The organism is Natrinema sp. CRL1 (assembly GCF_059162405.1).
In genome coordinates, this window is record NZ_JBLVOY010000004.1 from 245,606 (window position 1) to 259,112 (window position 13,507).

The 13,507-nt window shown below is 66.1% G+C and carries 12 protein-coding genes; 8 read left to right on the forward strand and 4 right to left on the reverse strand.

Going from position 1 to position 13,507, the window contains the following annotated elements; translation table 11 throughout:
- Positions 1-42 precede the first annotated feature (42 nt).
- Complete coding sequence (locus ACJYUO_RS15350) at positions 43-1,164, reverse strand: AI-2E family transporter (RefSeq protein ID WP_494346218.1); 1,122 nt, start codon at positions 1,162-1,164, stop codon at positions 43-45.
- A gap of 108 nt (positions 1,165-1,272) precedes the next feature.
- On the opposite strand from ACJYUO_RS15350, the gene ACJYUO_RS15355 reads away from it, so the two are divergent.
- From ACJYUO_RS15355 to ACJYUO_RS15375, 5 genes are all read left to right on the forward strand, one after another.
- On the forward strand, positions 1,273-2,394 hold the full coding sequence (locus ACJYUO_RS15355; RefSeq protein WP_494346219.1) for a thiamine ABC transporter substrate-binding protein: 1,122 nt from the start codon (positions 1,273-1,275) through the stop codon (positions 2,392-2,394).
- 4 nt (positions 2,395-2,398) lie between these two features.
- Complete coding sequence (locus ACJYUO_RS15360; RefSeq protein ID WP_494346220.1) at positions 2,399-4,312, forward strand: ABC transporter permease; 1,914 nt, start codon at positions 2,399-2,401, stop codon at positions 4,310-4,312.
- The gene (locus ACJYUO_RS15365) at positions 4,309-5,346 is read left to right on the forward strand and encodes an ABC transporter ATP-binding protein (protein WP_494346221.1); all 1,038 of its coding nucleotides are present in this window, start codon (positions 4,309-4,311) and stop codon (positions 5,344-5,346) included. Before ACJYUO_RS15360 ends, ACJYUO_RS15365 begins: the two co-directional genes overlap by 4 nt.
- A gap of 67 nt (positions 5,347-5,413) precedes the next feature.
- Complete coding sequence (locus ACJYUO_RS15370) at positions 5,414-5,725, forward strand: carboxypeptidase regulatory-like domain-containing protein (protein ID WP_494346222.1); 312 nt, start codon at positions 5,414-5,416, stop codon at positions 5,723-5,725.
- A 60-nt stretch (positions 5,726-5,785) separates the two neighbouring features.
- A complete protein-coding gene (locus ACJYUO_RS15375) occupies positions 5,786-5,956 on the forward strand; it encodes a hypothetical protein (RefSeq protein WP_494346223.1) in 171 nt (56 codons plus the stop codon).
- Here ACJYUO_RS15375 and ACJYUO_RS15380 read toward each other — a convergent pair.
- On the reverse strand, positions 5,953-7,827 hold the full coding sequence (locus ACJYUO_RS15380) for an SLC13 family permease (RefSeq protein WP_494346476.1): 1,875 nt from the start codon (positions 7,825-7,827) through the stop codon (positions 5,953-5,955). The genes ACJYUO_RS15375 and ACJYUO_RS15380 overlap by 4 nt on opposite strands.
- Before the next feature lie 383 nt (positions 7,828-8,210).
- On the opposite strand from ACJYUO_RS15380, the gene ACJYUO_RS15385 reads away from it, so the two are divergent.
- Complete coding sequence (locus tag ACJYUO_RS15385) at positions 8,211-8,732, forward strand: FAD synthase family protein (protein ID WP_494346224.1); 522 nt, start codon at positions 8,211-8,213, stop codon at positions 8,730-8,732.
- A gap of 22 nt (positions 8,733-8,754) precedes the next feature.
- On the opposite strand, the gene ACJYUO_RS15390 is transcribed toward ACJYUO_RS15385, so the two are convergent.
- A complete protein-coding gene (locus ACJYUO_RS15390; RefSeq protein ID WP_494346225.1) occupies positions 8,755-11,130 on the reverse strand; it encodes an ATP-dependent DNA helicase in 2,376 nt (791 codons plus the stop codon).
- A 237-nt stretch (positions 11,131-11,367) separates the two neighbouring features.
- On the opposite strand from ACJYUO_RS15390, the gene ACJYUO_RS15395 reads away from it, so the two are divergent.
- A complete protein-coding gene (locus ACJYUO_RS15395; RefSeq protein ID WP_494346226.1) occupies positions 11,368-11,604 on the forward strand; it encodes a DUF7127 family protein in 237 nt (78 codons plus the stop codon).
- 128 nt (positions 11,605-11,732) lie between these two features.
- Positions 11,733-12,308 (forward strand): DUF1684 domain-containing protein, encoded by a 576-nt coding sequence (locus ACJYUO_RS15400; RefSeq protein ID WP_494346227.1) that lies wholly within the window; start codon positions 11,733-11,735, stop codon positions 12,306-12,308.
- A gap of 216 nt (positions 12,309-12,524) precedes the next feature.
- Here the strand turns inward: ACJYUO_RS15400 and ACJYUO_RS15405 are convergent, their stop codons facing one another.
- Entirely contained in the window at positions 12,525-13,205 is a 681-nt protein-coding gene (locus ACJYUO_RS15405) for a class I SAM-dependent methyltransferase (protein WP_494346228.1), read from the reverse strand.
- Positions 13,206-13,507 lie beyond the last annotated feature (302 nt).

Sequence of the window (13,507 nt, forward strand, 5' to 3'; positions counted from 1 at the left end):
GGTCGCTGTGGACCGCCAACCGGGCGAAGAGCGAACGATCGATTAGTCGTTGGCGACCGACGAACTCGACTCCTCGAAGGTCGTCTCCGTGTCGGCGTCCTCGCTCGGGGGCTCCTCGAGGTCGGACTCGATGATCTCGCCGAACGTGGCGTCGCTGTTGACTTCGTCGGCGAGCAGGTCGACGGCCTCGACGAAGACCGCGACGAGCAGCGGTCCGACGACGATTCCGATCGGGCCGAGCGTGAAGAGGCCCCCGGTAAAGCCGACGAAGTAGAGGCTACCGGGGAGGCCGGCCGAACGGCGGGACAGCCGCGGTCGGACGGCGATATCGGGGAGCCACGCGACGAGGGAGAGTCCGAAGACGCCTATCAGGGTCGCCGCGACGATGTCGCCGACAGCGACGTGATAGAGGGCGATCGGGGCGATGAGCATGCTCGGCCCGATGATCGGGACGAACTGCAACACCGCGGCGATGATCGAGAGGGTCAAGGCCCCCTCGTAGCCGAGCACCCAGAACAGCGGGTAGGCGATGAGAAGCGTCGCGATCGAGGTCGCGACCTGTAAAACGTAGATCGCGTATAGCGTCTCGCGAGCCCGCGTCGTGAGCGCGTAGACGACGTCCCGGTAGCCGTGGGGAATCGGCGCGACGGCGGCCCGGCCCGCCTCCCTGCCTTTGAGCAGGAGGCCGAAGAGGAGGACGACGAACAGCGCGAACTTGATTGCAAGTACTGGCAGCGCCAGCGCGAATGTGGTCGCGGCGCTACTGAGGTAGTCGACCGCGAGCGCTTGGACCTCGCCGGCCTCGATCGAATACGTCGCCTCGAGAACCGTGATCGACAGTTCCTGCGGGAGCCCCTCGACGGCGTCGAGCACCTGCTCGGTGCGGAAGTAAAGGGTCACGACGATCGGCGAGAAGACCGCGATCGCGGCCACGAAGCCGACCACGGTCGCCGCGAGCGCGCCCAGCCACTCGGAGAGACCCCGCCTGACCAGCCAGCGCTGGACGGGCATGAGGACGTAAGCAACCGTGAGCGCGAACAGGATCGTCCCGAGAACCTCGAGCAGGATACCGGCCGTAATAGCGCCGAGGAGGACGACGATGCCCGCGAGAACGTACCGGCGTCTGGTCGCCCTCGAGTTCGTCGCGGCCGTCGGTCCAGTCACAGCGGTGAATCTCACCCGGAGAATAAAGTCTTTCGGCTCGAGCGACGGCGACCGAACGGAACGGCGTCGATCAGGGGCCTTAAGACCACCGGGTACAACCACCGCGTAATGAGACGACGCACGTTCGTCGGCGCGGTCGGCGGAAGCGCGGTCGCCGGCGTCGCTGGCTGTCTGACTCGCGATGGAGACGGTTCGGAAGACGACGATGAAACCGGCGATCCAGAACCGGAGAACCCGGATCTCGAGGGCAAGGTTCAGGTCGCGACGTACGATTCGATGGTCAACGGGGAGAATCCGGCAGGTCCGTGGCTCAAGGACGCCTTCGAAGAAGCATACCCCGACGCCGAACTGACGTGGACCGTCCCGGAAAACGGCATCAACGACTACATCGATCGCAGCCAACAGAGCGCCGGGATCGATGCTGACGTCTATCTCGGGGCCAACGTCGACGACCTCGTCCGGGTCGACGACACGCTCGAGGACGGCGGCCTCCTCCGGGAACTCAACGTCGATCGGATCGACAACGCAGCGCGCATTCGGGACGGGCTCGACATGGGCGACCCCCACGGGCGCGTCCTCGCCTACGACACGGGCTATATCACCCCCGTCTACGACGAGGAACTCGTCGACGAACCCGAGACGCTCGACGACCTGACCGAGCCGGCCTACGAGGACGCGCTGCTGGCCCAGAACGCGCAGGGCTCGGACACGGGACAGGCGTTCCTGCTGTGGACGATCGACGCCTACGGCGAGGACGGCTACCTCGACTACTGGCGCGACCTCGAGGCAAACGGCGTTCGCATTCTCGAGGACTGGCAAGAGTCGTACAACGGGGCCTACATGAACGGGGAGCGGTCGATGGTCGTCTCCTATTCGACCGATCAGGTGTTCGCAAACGAGTACGACTACGAGATGAGCCGCCATCAGGTCGCATTCCCGGACGGACAGGCCTACGCCAACCCCGAAGGCATGGGGATTTTCGAGGAGGCGAGCGAACTCGACCTCGCCTACGAGTTCCTCGATTTCGCCCTCTCGAACGACGCCCAAGCGGTCATCGCCCAGCGCAACGTGCAGTTCCCGTCTGTCGACGAGGAGTACGTCGACCTCGACGACGAGTTCGATCAGTACGCCCACGTCCCGCCGGAGGCGGTGACGATCGGCTACGACCGGCTCCGGGGCAACCTCAACAACTGGGTCGACGACTGGGCCCGCGAGTTCGCCAGCCGATAGGGCCGTGGCCCGCTCGGATCGATCCGGTCGGCTCGTCCGGCTTCGACGAGGGTCCGCCACCGCTCGCGGCTGGCTCGAGCGCCGCGCTCTTTCGCTGACGGCGCTCGCGACGGCTGCCGTCCTCGCGGTCATGCTCTACGTCCCGGTCGGCGTCGTCTTCGCCAACGCCGTCGTCGACGACGGGGGAGCGACGCTCGCGTTCGTCCGCGAGGTCCTCACCGACCCGTTTTATTTCGGGGCGCTCGCGGACGTCTTCGCGGAGCCGCTTTCGGTTCGACACCACCTCGAGTCGATCGCCGGCTGGCTCGCGGCCGTCTCGGTGTCGGTCTCGCTCGAGTACCCGCTTCCCGGCGTCCCGCTCCCGGTTCCGCTGCTGGGCCTCGAGATGCCGGGAGTTCGGACGGGGCTGTTCGGCTTTACGGCCTATCAGGCCGCGCTGTCGACGGTCGCGAGCGTCGTGCTCGGCCTGCCGGCGGCATACATCCTCGCGAACTACGAGTTCCGCGGACGGCAAACGCTGCGCTCGCTGACGATTCTCCCCTTCGTGCTGCCGGGGATCATGGTCGCGGTCGGCTTCTATGCGATGTTCGGTCGCACGGGAACGCTCAACGGACTGCTCGGCGTCGCCGGACTCGGGCCGTACCCCTTCATCGAGTGGAACCCGCTCGCGGTCGTCATCGTCGCCCACGCGTTCTACAACGCGCCGCTGGTGGCGCGAGTCACCGTCGCCGCCTGGGAGTCCGTCGACGCTCGGACCGTCGAAACCGCCCGCAGTCTCGGGGCGAGCCCGCGCCGCGCGTTTCGGGACGTGGTCGTTCCCCAGCTCCTGCCGGCGGTCCTGACCGGCGCGCTGTTGACGTTCATCTTCACCTTCATGACCTTCCCAATCGTGCTCGCACTGGGCGGGTTGCAACTCGCGACCGTCGAAGTCTGGATCTACGACCGGGTCCGGCGGCTGGCTTACGCCGAGGCCGCGACGCTCGCGGTCCTCGAGACGCTCCTCTCGCTTTGCCTGACCTACGCCTACCTCCGGTACGAGTCCGCCCAGTCAGGGCTGGCTCGCGGAACTGGTGAGCCCGACAGAGAACCGCTGTTTCCGGATCTCCGGACGGCGCTCTCGCCGCGCCGGGTGGCGATTCTCTGCTACGGGCTCGTCGCCGTCGTCGTCTTCGTCGGGCCGCTGGCGAGTCTCGTCGCGGGCAGCGTCACCGACGGAAGCGGGTTCACGACTCGTCACTACGCGTTCCTGCTCGAGCGCCAACTCGAGGGGGCCGACTACCAGACGCTGCCGTGGGTCGCGATCCGGAACTCGCTCGTCTTCGGGATCGCGACGCTGGCCGTCGCCGTGCCGATGGGCGTGGTCGTCTCGGTGGTGACGGTGCGTGCCGGGCGCGGCGGCGCGATCGTCGACACGCTGGCGATGTTGCCGCTGGCGGTCAGCGGGGTCGTCTTCGGGATCGGGCTCCTGCGGGGGCTGGTCTTCGGGATTCCGCTACCCGGCGGCTGGCGGTTTCAGGTGACCGGCGCGGTCGCGATCGTCTTCGCCCACGCCGTCGCGGCCTACCCCTTCGTCACGCGGAACGTCTCGCCGCTGCTGTCGACCCTCGATCCGGCGATGGTCGAGTCCGCACGCGCGCTCGGGGCCTCCCGGTATCGCGCGCTCCGGGACATCGAACTCCCGCTGGTGGCGAGCGGCATCGTCGCCGGCACGGCCTTCGCCTTCGCCATCTCGATCGGCGAGTTCTCTTCGACGGTGATTTTGGCGGGCGGCAGCCAGACGTATACCATGCCCGTCGCCGTCGAGCGCTACCTCGGTCGCCGCTCCGGCCCCGCGATCGCCATGGGAACGGTGTTGTTGGCCGTCACGGCCGCGAGTTTCGTCGTCGTCGACCGCGTCGGCGGGAGGTTCGAGCGATGACCGAGCTTCGCCTGAAGGGCGTCTCGAAGGCCTACGGCGACACCGTCGCGCTCGAGGGCGTCGATCTGGCCGTCCGCGACGGGGAGTTTTTCACCCTCGTCGGGCCCTCGGGCTGCGGGAAGACGACGACGCTGCGGACCGTCGCCGGCTTCGAGGAGCCGACCGACGGCACGATCCGTTTCGATACTCGAGCGATGACCGGCGTCCCACCCGAGCGGCGGGACGTCGGCGTGGTCTTCCAGAGCTACGCACTGTTTCCCCACATGAACGTCGCCGAAAACGTCGGCTACGGACTCCAGTTCCGGGAGCCGCCGGACGGAACGACGGTCGACGAGCGCGTCGCCGACCTGCTCGAGTTAGTCGATCTCGAGGGGATGGGCGAGCGCAGCCCCGAACAGCTCTCGGGCGGTCAACGACAGCGGGTGGCGCTGGCTCGAGCGCTCGCTCCGGCTCCGGAGCTGCTCTTGCTCGACGAGCCGATGAGCGCGCTCGACGCCCAGCTTCGGGAGTCGCTGCGCCGGCAGGTAAAGAAGATTCAATCGACCCTCGAGATCACGACGGTCTACGTTACGCACGATCAGGCCGAGGCGTTGGCGATCTCGGACCGGCTCGCGGTCATGAACGACGGCGGGATCGAACAGGTTGGCCGCCCGCAAGAGATCTATCGCCAGCCCGCGACGCGGTTCGTCGCCGAGTTCGTCGGCGACAACAACGTCTTCGAGGGCGAAGTCTGCGGCCGCGACGGCGAGTACTCGCGGATCGATGTCGGCGGCGAGACGTTCGTGCTGCCGTCGGTCCCCGAGGAAACCGACGAGATCACCGTCTGCGTGCGCCCGGGCGCACTCTCGCGGTCCGCCGAGCGAAACCGGCTGACGGTGAGCGTCGAGACCAGCGAATTCCTCGGCGAGACCGTTCGGGTCAACGGCCGATGGAACGGCACCGACATCGTCCTCCAGCAGCCGACGGTCCCCGACCGCGACGAACTGACGGTCGGGTTCGCACCCGAAGCCGCACACGTCGTCGCACGGCAGTGAGCCGGCAGGGGGACTCGCCGGAACTCGCAGGTGATCGCTTTTCCGCTCGGGCGTGCTATATTCTCCCATGCAAACCACTCGGCGGCTCCGAATCGGTGTCGAACGGCGGGAGGTAGCGGTCGGGGCCGAAATCACCGTTCGTGTCCGCGATAATCGGCGACGGCCGGTCGAGGGTGCGATCGTCTCGACCGAAACGAAATCCGTCCGAACGGACGAGCGGGGGCTGTGTCGCCTGCAGTTTCACTCGCCGGGCTTCTGGAAGCTCGTCGCGGCCAAATCACCGACCGACCGCGTCGCCTACGAGCCGGCGTCGACGCTCGTCCGCGTCGTGCCGAACGCGGCGGCGCTCCGGCCGTATCGCGCCATCGGCTCCCGCTGACTCCGGGGGCGGGCAGAAACAAGGGGAAGAGCTATATTGTATCACGATGCATGATACCTAATGTCACACACGAAGGCCGGTCGGACGAAGAAAGCCCACGACACCGAGCGACGACAGCGCAAGCGGGAACTCGCCGAAGCCCTCGAGCGAGGTGACGAGGCTGAACCGCCGCTCGAGGAACCGGTGGATCAGGCCCTGCACGTCGAAGACGGCACAGCGGCGGACGATTAAGGCGTCAGCCCCCAGAAGAACGCGATGCCGAGGACGGTGACGATCGAGAGCAGCAACTGCAACGGCGCGCCGACCCGGACGAAGTCGTTGAACTTGTAGCCGCCGGGGCCGTAGACGAACAGGTTGGTCTGGTAGCCGACGGGCGTGAGAAACGCCGTCGAGGCCGCGAACGTTACTGCCAGCACGAAGGCAAACGGGTTCGCGCCGATCTGGTCGGCCGTCTGGACGGCGACCGGGAGCATCAACACGACGCTCGCGTTGTTCGAGATGACGCCCGTAATGAGCCCAGTCGCGAGGTAGAACACCCAGAGGACACCGAGGGCCGGCAGATAGGTGCCGGTCGCGGCGACGAGCGACCCCAGGAGGTTAGCCCCGCCGGTCTGCTCTAAGGCCATCCCCAGCGGGATGATTCCCGCCAGCAGGAAAATGACGTCCCACTCGACGGCGTCGTAGATCTCGGTCGGCTTGAGGACGCCCGTCGCGACCATCGCGACGACACCGGCCAGCGCAGTAACCATGATTGGCAAGGAAAGCACCGACATGGACTCGAGCGCGGCGATGCCGGTCGCGCCGGCCAGCGCAGTGCCGACTGCCCCCCACGGGACGGCGACGAAGCCGACGACGCCAGCCATGATCGCCGTCGCGTGGGGGATCTTCTCCGTGCGGTAATCGGGCTCGTCGGGCTCGTGGGCCACGATGAAGTCGTCGTTTTGCGAGAGTCGGTCGATGCTGTCGGGTGCCGCCTGGACTAACAGCGTGTCGCCGACTCGAATGCGGCGTTCGTCCATGTCGCTGCGGACCGTCTCGCCCCGACTGCGAAACGCCAGCACGGTTGCGTCGTAGCGCTGGCGAAACGTCGACGTCTCGAGCGATTCGCCGACGAGAAATGAGCCCCGGGGGACGACGACCTCGACCAGCGTGCGGTCGGGGATCTCCTCGGGCTCGAGTTCGGCGTCGGTCTCGGGACCGCCGTCGATCGTGAGCGTCTCGCGTTCGACGAGTTGCTGGACGGTCGGCCGGTCGGCCCGCAGTCGGAGCGTGTCGCCGGCGCGGATCGTCTTCTGGCCGATGGGTTCGATGAATTCCTCGCCGTCGCGGACGACCTGCAGGATGTCGGCGTCGAACTCGACGCGGTCGATGGCGTCGGCGACGGTCGAGCCGACGATCGGAGAGTCCTCGTCGACGATCGCTTCGGTCAGATACTCACCGATGGCGTACTCCGTGACGTAGTCGTCGTCGACGGGGACCCGCTCGGGGAGTAGCCGGTGGCCGACGGTCATGAGATAGAGGCTGCCCACGAGGACGACGATGACGCCGAGTTTGGTGAACTCGAACATCGAGAAGGGATGATCGAGCAGGCGCGCGGAGACATCGCTCGCGAGGATATTGGTCGAGGTGCCGATCAGCGTGAGCATGCCGCCGAACATCGAGGCATACGAGAGCGGAATCAACAGCTTCGACGGCGACGTCTTGCCCTTGTGGGCGATGTCTGAGACGACGGGCACGAGGATGGCGACGACCGGCGTGTTGTTGATAAAGCCGGAGATCGGGCCACTGACGCCGATCGTCGCGAGCAGTTGTTTATCCAGATCGTCGCCCGCGAACGCGGACATCTTGCGGCCGATGATCTGGACGACGCCGGTCTGGCTGATCCCCGAACTGAGAATGAGCATCGCGAGGACGGTGATCGTCGCCGAATTGGAGAACCCGGAGGTCCCTTCTGTCGTCGAGATTTCGGTGAAGTTCGCGACGCCATCGGCACCCAGAATCATCAACAACACCATGATCAGGATGGCGGTCACATCGATCGGCAGCCATTCGGTAATGAAGAGGACCAGCGCGAGGAGGATGATCGCGAACACCACGAGCATCTGGGGCGTCACCGCGAGGCTGCCGACATCGGTGACCAGCGGAGCGATGCCGAGAGCTAACGAGCGGAGTCCGGACACGGTTACTACGGGGAATTCGCTACCGGACCCGCTTGAAGCCCCCGGTTCGGGACAGTTCGGCTTCGACTCGAACCGTGTCGCCGCCGTCCCGAACGCAACACCGGCCGGTCCACCGCGAACATCTTCGTGGGAGTTCCTTTGGGGCGAGAGCCGGATTCCGGTACGTAAGTGAGGCCCCACACGACCACGGACGGAGACGCTCATCGCCCGAGAGACGTGGCGTGGGACCGGCGGCTCAGTCGCACTGCTCGTCGCTCGAGGTCCCGGCGAGCCGAGGCCGTGACGATCACGGCGGAACGACAGCTATGAACGGACAGACAGCCGAACCGACCGAACGGCCGACACGTGTCGTCGCACAGGGCACCTTCGATCTGCTCCACCCGGGCCACGTCCACTACCTCGAAGAGGCGGCTGCGGCGGGCGACGAACTTCACGTCATCGTCGCCCGTACGGAGAGCGTTACTCACAAACCCGATCCAGTGGTTCCGGACGAGCAGCGACGCGAGACGATCGCCGCGCTCGAGGCGGTCGATCACGCCCGACTCGGCCATCCCGAGGACTTCTCGATCCCGATCCGAGAGATCGATCCCGACGTCATCGCACTGGGCCACGACCAGCACCACGACGAAGCGGAAATCGCTGAGCTGCTCGCGGCGTGGGGGATCGACTGTCGCGTCGAGCGGGCTGGCGGCCTCGAGTCCACTGGGGAGCGACTGCACTCGAGCAGCGACATCGTCCAGCGGGTGCTCGCGGAACGGGGGAGACGGGAGCGGGGTCAGCAAGATGCGAAACGGCCAGCGGTGCTCGAGTCCGGCTGCGACGACTGAATCGGTCTGGGTCGCTGCCCGCTTACTGCGAGACGAGCCGCGAGCGGAACCGCTCGAGGCCCACGTCGAGCATGTCGGGACTAACCGGCTGGAACTCGCTGTCCTCGGGCAGGTACGGCCGAACTGAGTCCCAGCTATCGCGGGCGTAGCGCTCGTCGAGCAGGACACGAACACCGACGTCGTCGGGACTGCGGATGACGCGACCGATCGCCTGCCGGGCCTTCCGCACTGCGGGAACCGTCAGCGCGTAGGTAAAGCCGTCGCCGAACTCGTCGTCGTACGCCCGGCGAACCGCCTTCGTCTGCGGGCTCGAGGTGTTGACGATCGGCACGCCGCAGACGACGGCTGCGGCCAGCCGGTCGCCGCTGTAGTCGACGCCCTCGGTCAGCGTGCCCCGCAGGCTCGTGACGAGCACTTTTCCATCGCCGTCGAAGAACTCGTCTTTGAGCGACTGGGTCGTTTCGTCGTCGCTGGCGGCGTCGAGTAAGACCGGCTTGTCGACGCGGGCCTCGAGTTCGCCGGCGACCCACTCGGCTTCGGCGTAGCTGGGCATCCCGACGAGGACGTTCCCGGGGAGCCCCGCGATTTTCTCGATCGCGTTCGCGTAGGACCGCCGTGTCTGCGTGTCTTCGTCCCGAGCGCCGCGATTGTCGTAGGTGAACTTCGGCGCGGCGACGGCGAAGCTCTCGCGGTTCTCCGCGGGGAAGTGGAGCCCGTATTGGCGCTCGACGACCGGCCGGTCTTCCTCGCGCGCGAGGTACTGGAGGCCGGTCACTTCGGTGAAGGCGTCCATCGGCTCGAGGGTCGCACTCATCAGAATCCCGCCGCCGAAGTTGCCGAGTCGGTCGCCGATGGCGTCGCTGGGTACGCAGTTGTGCAGAGCGAGCCGGGCGTTGTAGGCCCGCCGCCACGAATCGGGCGGCTCGGTGTCGTCCCAGGTGCGCTCGAGTTCGATCTCCCGGAAGTAGTCGGTATGACCGCGGCGGTACCACTCGCCGAGGACGCGGCCGACGGCGGGCGCGGCGCGGGTTCGGTCCTCGTCTTCAGCCTCGTTCAAGACCCGCTCGACGACCGCGCCGACGGCCTCGGCGCGGACCCACTCCGCGTCGCCGTGTCCCGCGTTCTTCGCCCACTCCGTGAGTTCGTCTTCGGCGGGGACACCGGGGTCGCGGAGCGGAATTTCCTCGTCGTGGAGGTCGTTCAAATTCGACTGCCAGCCCCGGTAGTTCCGGTCGAGATATGCGGTGACCCGGCGGTCGAGTTCCTCACGGAGGTCCTGGACGAACTCGAGGGTTCGATTGAGTTCCTCGAAGGAGACGTCGCTGTCGTTCAGTTCCCCGCGGACGAGGTCGGCATCGGCGGTCTTCGAGCCGCCTTCGGCTTGCCGACCCTCGCGCTCGAATGTGATCGGCTGGATGACTCGCGAGAGTTCGGTTTCGGCGTCCCGGAGGGTACGGTCGGCGATCCCTTCGCTGACCAGATCACGCACGCGGGGCTCTAACATGTGTGCCTCGTCGCAGACGACGAACGTCGACTCGTCGAGGAGCGCACCGGTAAAGGAGCCGACCGTTCGAGGGTCGAACGCGTGGTAGTAGTTCCCGATCACGACCTCGACCTCGCCGAGGGCGGCCCCCATCACCGAATGCGGACAGGTCCCGTGTGTGACCGAGCGAGCGACCAGCTCCTCGGGCGTGACCATCCCCGCGTCGGTGAAGTCGTAGGGTATCGCTTCGGCGACCGAGCCGTTTTCCTCCTCTTCGGGCAAGTCCTCGAGGTACTGGGCGTAGAACGGACAGTACTCGGTTTCGACCCCGACGGGGCCGCCCTCGCCGTACTCCGGCAGCTCCGGCGGATACGGCGTGGGTTCGCCCGCGGTCTCGAGGAACGTGTTCTTCGACCGGCTCCCGCTGTCGGCCAGCCCGATCTGCTGGCTCCGGGCGCGGGCCGCCAAGTTCTTCGCCGTCGTGTCGCCGGCCTCGCCGGTGAGATCGCGGGTACGATCCCGCAACGTCTCACAGCGGTCATAGACGTTGCCGTCGTCGATCCCCGCCGCCTTCTCGCGGTTGTACGGACAGACATCAGCTTTCCCGACGAGCGTGAGTCCCGAAATCGGGTCCCAGTCGGCGGGCAGGTTGTCGTTGATCGTCTCGAGGTCCGCTTCGAACTGGCGGAGTTGTTGTTTGACGCTCGTGAGGACGAGCACGCGTTCGTAGTCGGTGTCCGGGTCGCGCACGAGGTCGATCCCCGCGGTGAGCGCGATCATCGTCTTTCCGGTGCCACAGGCCCCTTCGATGACGGTGTAGCCGCCCTCTCGGCCGGTGTCGATGGCCGTCTCGATACCGTCGACCTGCGGGTCGTAGGGCTCGTCGTGGCCGAACACCGTCCGCCAGTCCGTCATGCTGCCAGTACTCATCGTCGGTCAGTCATAGCGTTGACGGACTGGATTGGCCGCGGCATTCGAGATAAACGTCGGGGCCGATTGCGCAGCGGCGCTGCAGGTGGCTCAAGCCGATTCGGATACCCAGTCAGCGGTTTATCTGCTTGCCCCGACTGTCAGTTCCGACAGTCGATCCCGGTCGACCTGACGGGTTGCTGCCAGCGTGATGCTTTACTTAGCTGAGTCCCTAGGTCGTGTGTGAAGGTCCCTCACTCTCTCGAGAACGTCGACCGAGACGTCGTCGTTCGCACGTTCGAATACGATGACGGCAGTACCATCGGGGTCGATTTCGGCACCTCGGCCGCAGATATTTCGGTCGACGTCGTTGGGTCGACCGCGATCATCGTCGCGGACGGCGATCAGTTCGAGTTCGAACTCCCGCCGGAGGCGAGTTCCATCTCGGCCCGAAACGGTATCCTTACCATCGAGGACTAACAGCCGAGCAACGGCCGCCCGATCGCCCGGCGAGGACGAGTTATCGATCACACGCCGTTTTGCTGTGTTGTTCCGACCGCTCGAGCCCGAAGCGCAACCCCTTCCCCACTCGGTCGAGTATGTCGAGTATGAGCGATTCCATCGACGTCGACCGCTGGCGCGACGAACTCGAGTCGAAACGCGCCGAGAAAGACGAGTTCTTCGCCGACCATCCCCAGTCGCCGATCCCGCCCGAAGAGCGCGAGGACTTCGAGGGGCTCGACTACTTCGAGCCGGACCCGACCTACCGCGTGACCGCGACGGCGAAGGTCCACGAAGAGCCCGAGATCGTCCCGATCGACACCACCGCGGGCCGCGAAATGCGCTACCTCCGCGTCGCGACGCTGGCGTTCGATCTCGACCGCGAAAGCGAGGAGCTGGAAGACGGTACGTTCGAGCTGGCAGCCTACCAGCAGGAGAGCCCGAACGAGCAGCCGCTGTTCGTCCCGTTCCGCGACAAGACGACGGGCCAGCAGACCTACCAGGGCGGCCGGTACATGGAACTCGAGCCCACGGACGACCTCGCGGACGGCGACGAGATCGTCGTCGACTTCAACCTCGCGTACTCCCCGTTCTGTGCCTACAGCGATACCTTCGACTGTCCGCTCCCGCCCGAGGAGAACTGGCTCGGAGTGACGATTCCAGCCGGCGAACGGGACGACTAACGCGACCGATTGACCGCGGATCGAGACGACAGGTCGAGTGACTCTCAGTCACGTGTGACAAAGGGTCGTTTCGACTCGAACCACTGGGCTCGTTACGGCCTGTACCCCACGGATCGACGACTCGAGTGGAAATCGGGGGGTTTGTGTCGATATGACAGTCGCCAGCAGCGGACTGGTAACGGAGAACAGGATGGCGGGTAGTAGAGAGACGAAAACTCAAGGAGCGACGCCGACGGTGAGCAGCGTCCCGAACTCGCGGTAGCGTTCGACCATGTACTCGCGGGTGTCCCAGTCCTCGGTGGGGAACTCGGCCTCGTTGGGGATGGTGATCTCTCGGTCGGGAATGTTGTCCTGCTCGGCGACGAAAAGCCCCGCATCGCGGAAGGCCTCACGGTACTGCCGGCGATCCCAGCGGGTCATCTCGATCGCGATGAACTCCTGCCACTCGTGGGAGTGGACGTTTTCCTCGTAATAATTCACGGCGCAGTAGAACGTGCCGCCGGGTCGAAGGACGCGGGCGATCTCCTCGAGCGTGTGGTGGGGGTCCGCGGCGTAATAGAACGCCTCCATGCTCCAGATGTGGTCGATCGAGTCGTCTTCGAACGGCAACTCGTCGAAGTCGCCGACGAGGTAGCCGACGTTCGGATCGTCCGTGTAGCCCGCGGCGTTGTGAGCCATCTCCGGCGAGCCGTCGAGGCCGTAGATCCGGTCGGCACCCTTGGTATCCCGGAGCGCTCGGCCGGCGTAGCCGCTTCCGCAACCGAGATCGAGCACAGTGTCGCCGGACTCGACGGGCATCCGCGCGAGCGCGTGCTTTGCGGTGTGCCAGTGGCGCTCCTCCATTCCCCTGTCGCGACCGCTCGCCGCCCAGTCGTCGAACTCCTCGCGTACGCTCATACGGGAACCATGGGCTCCGCGGGCCTAAACGCGTTCCCATCGGCCACGTCACTCGACCGCTCGAGTCAACCGACCACCGTTCTCACCGAGCGGAGAACCACCGACAGATACTTTAGGTTGGCCTAAAAACTAGGAGGTGAAGGGTCGTCGATACTCGGAATCCGAGGGCATCCGGATTTCGTGTCACGATCGGTGAGTCCGCTGTCCCACCCCTCGCCAGTTTTTCAGACCCTTCCTCTACGGTTCCGGAGTCGCCACGACGACTGTCAGTCCCGACTCCGTCGGAAGCGACATCCGCACGC

Excerpts from the sequence above, each read along its gene's own strand:
- ACJYUO_RS15365 (WP_494346221.1), top strand. The coding sequence starts at position 4,309 with ATGACCGAGCTTCGCCTGAAGGGCGTCTCGAAGGCCTACGGCGACACC.
- ACJYUO_RS15390 (WP_494346225.1), bottom strand. The coding sequence starts at position 11,130 with ATGACGGACTGGCGGACGGTGTTCGGCCACGACGAGCCCTACGACCCG.
- ACJYUO_RS15370 (WP_494346222.1), top strand. The coding sequence starts at position 5,414 with ATGCAAACCACTCGGCGGCTCCGAATCGGTGTCGAACGGCGGGAGGTA.
- ACJYUO_RS15380 (WP_494346476.1), bottom strand. The coding sequence starts at position 7,827 with ATGCTCGTGGTGTTCGCGATCATCCTCCTCGCGCTGGTCCTCTTCATT.
- ACJYUO_RS15405 (WP_494346228.1), bottom strand. The coding sequence starts at position 13,205 with ATGAGCGTACGCGAGGAGTTCGACGACTGGGCGGCGAGCGGTCGCGAC.
- ACJYUO_RS15385 (WP_494346224.1), top strand. The coding sequence starts at position 8,211 with ATGAACGGACAGACAGCCGAACCGACCGAACGGCCGACACGTGTCGTC.
- ACJYUO_RS15400 (WP_494346227.1), top strand. The coding sequence starts at position 11,733 with ATGAGCGATTCCATCGACGTCGACCGCTGGCGCGACGAACTCGAGTCG.
- ACJYUO_RS15355 (WP_494346219.1), top strand. The coding sequence starts at position 1,273 with ATGAGACGACGCACGTTCGTCGGCGCGGTCGGCGGAAGCGCGGTCGCC.
- ACJYUO_RS15375 (WP_494346223.1), top strand. The coding sequence starts at position 5,786 with ATGTCACACACGAAGGCCGGTCGGACGAAGAAAGCCCACGACACCGAG.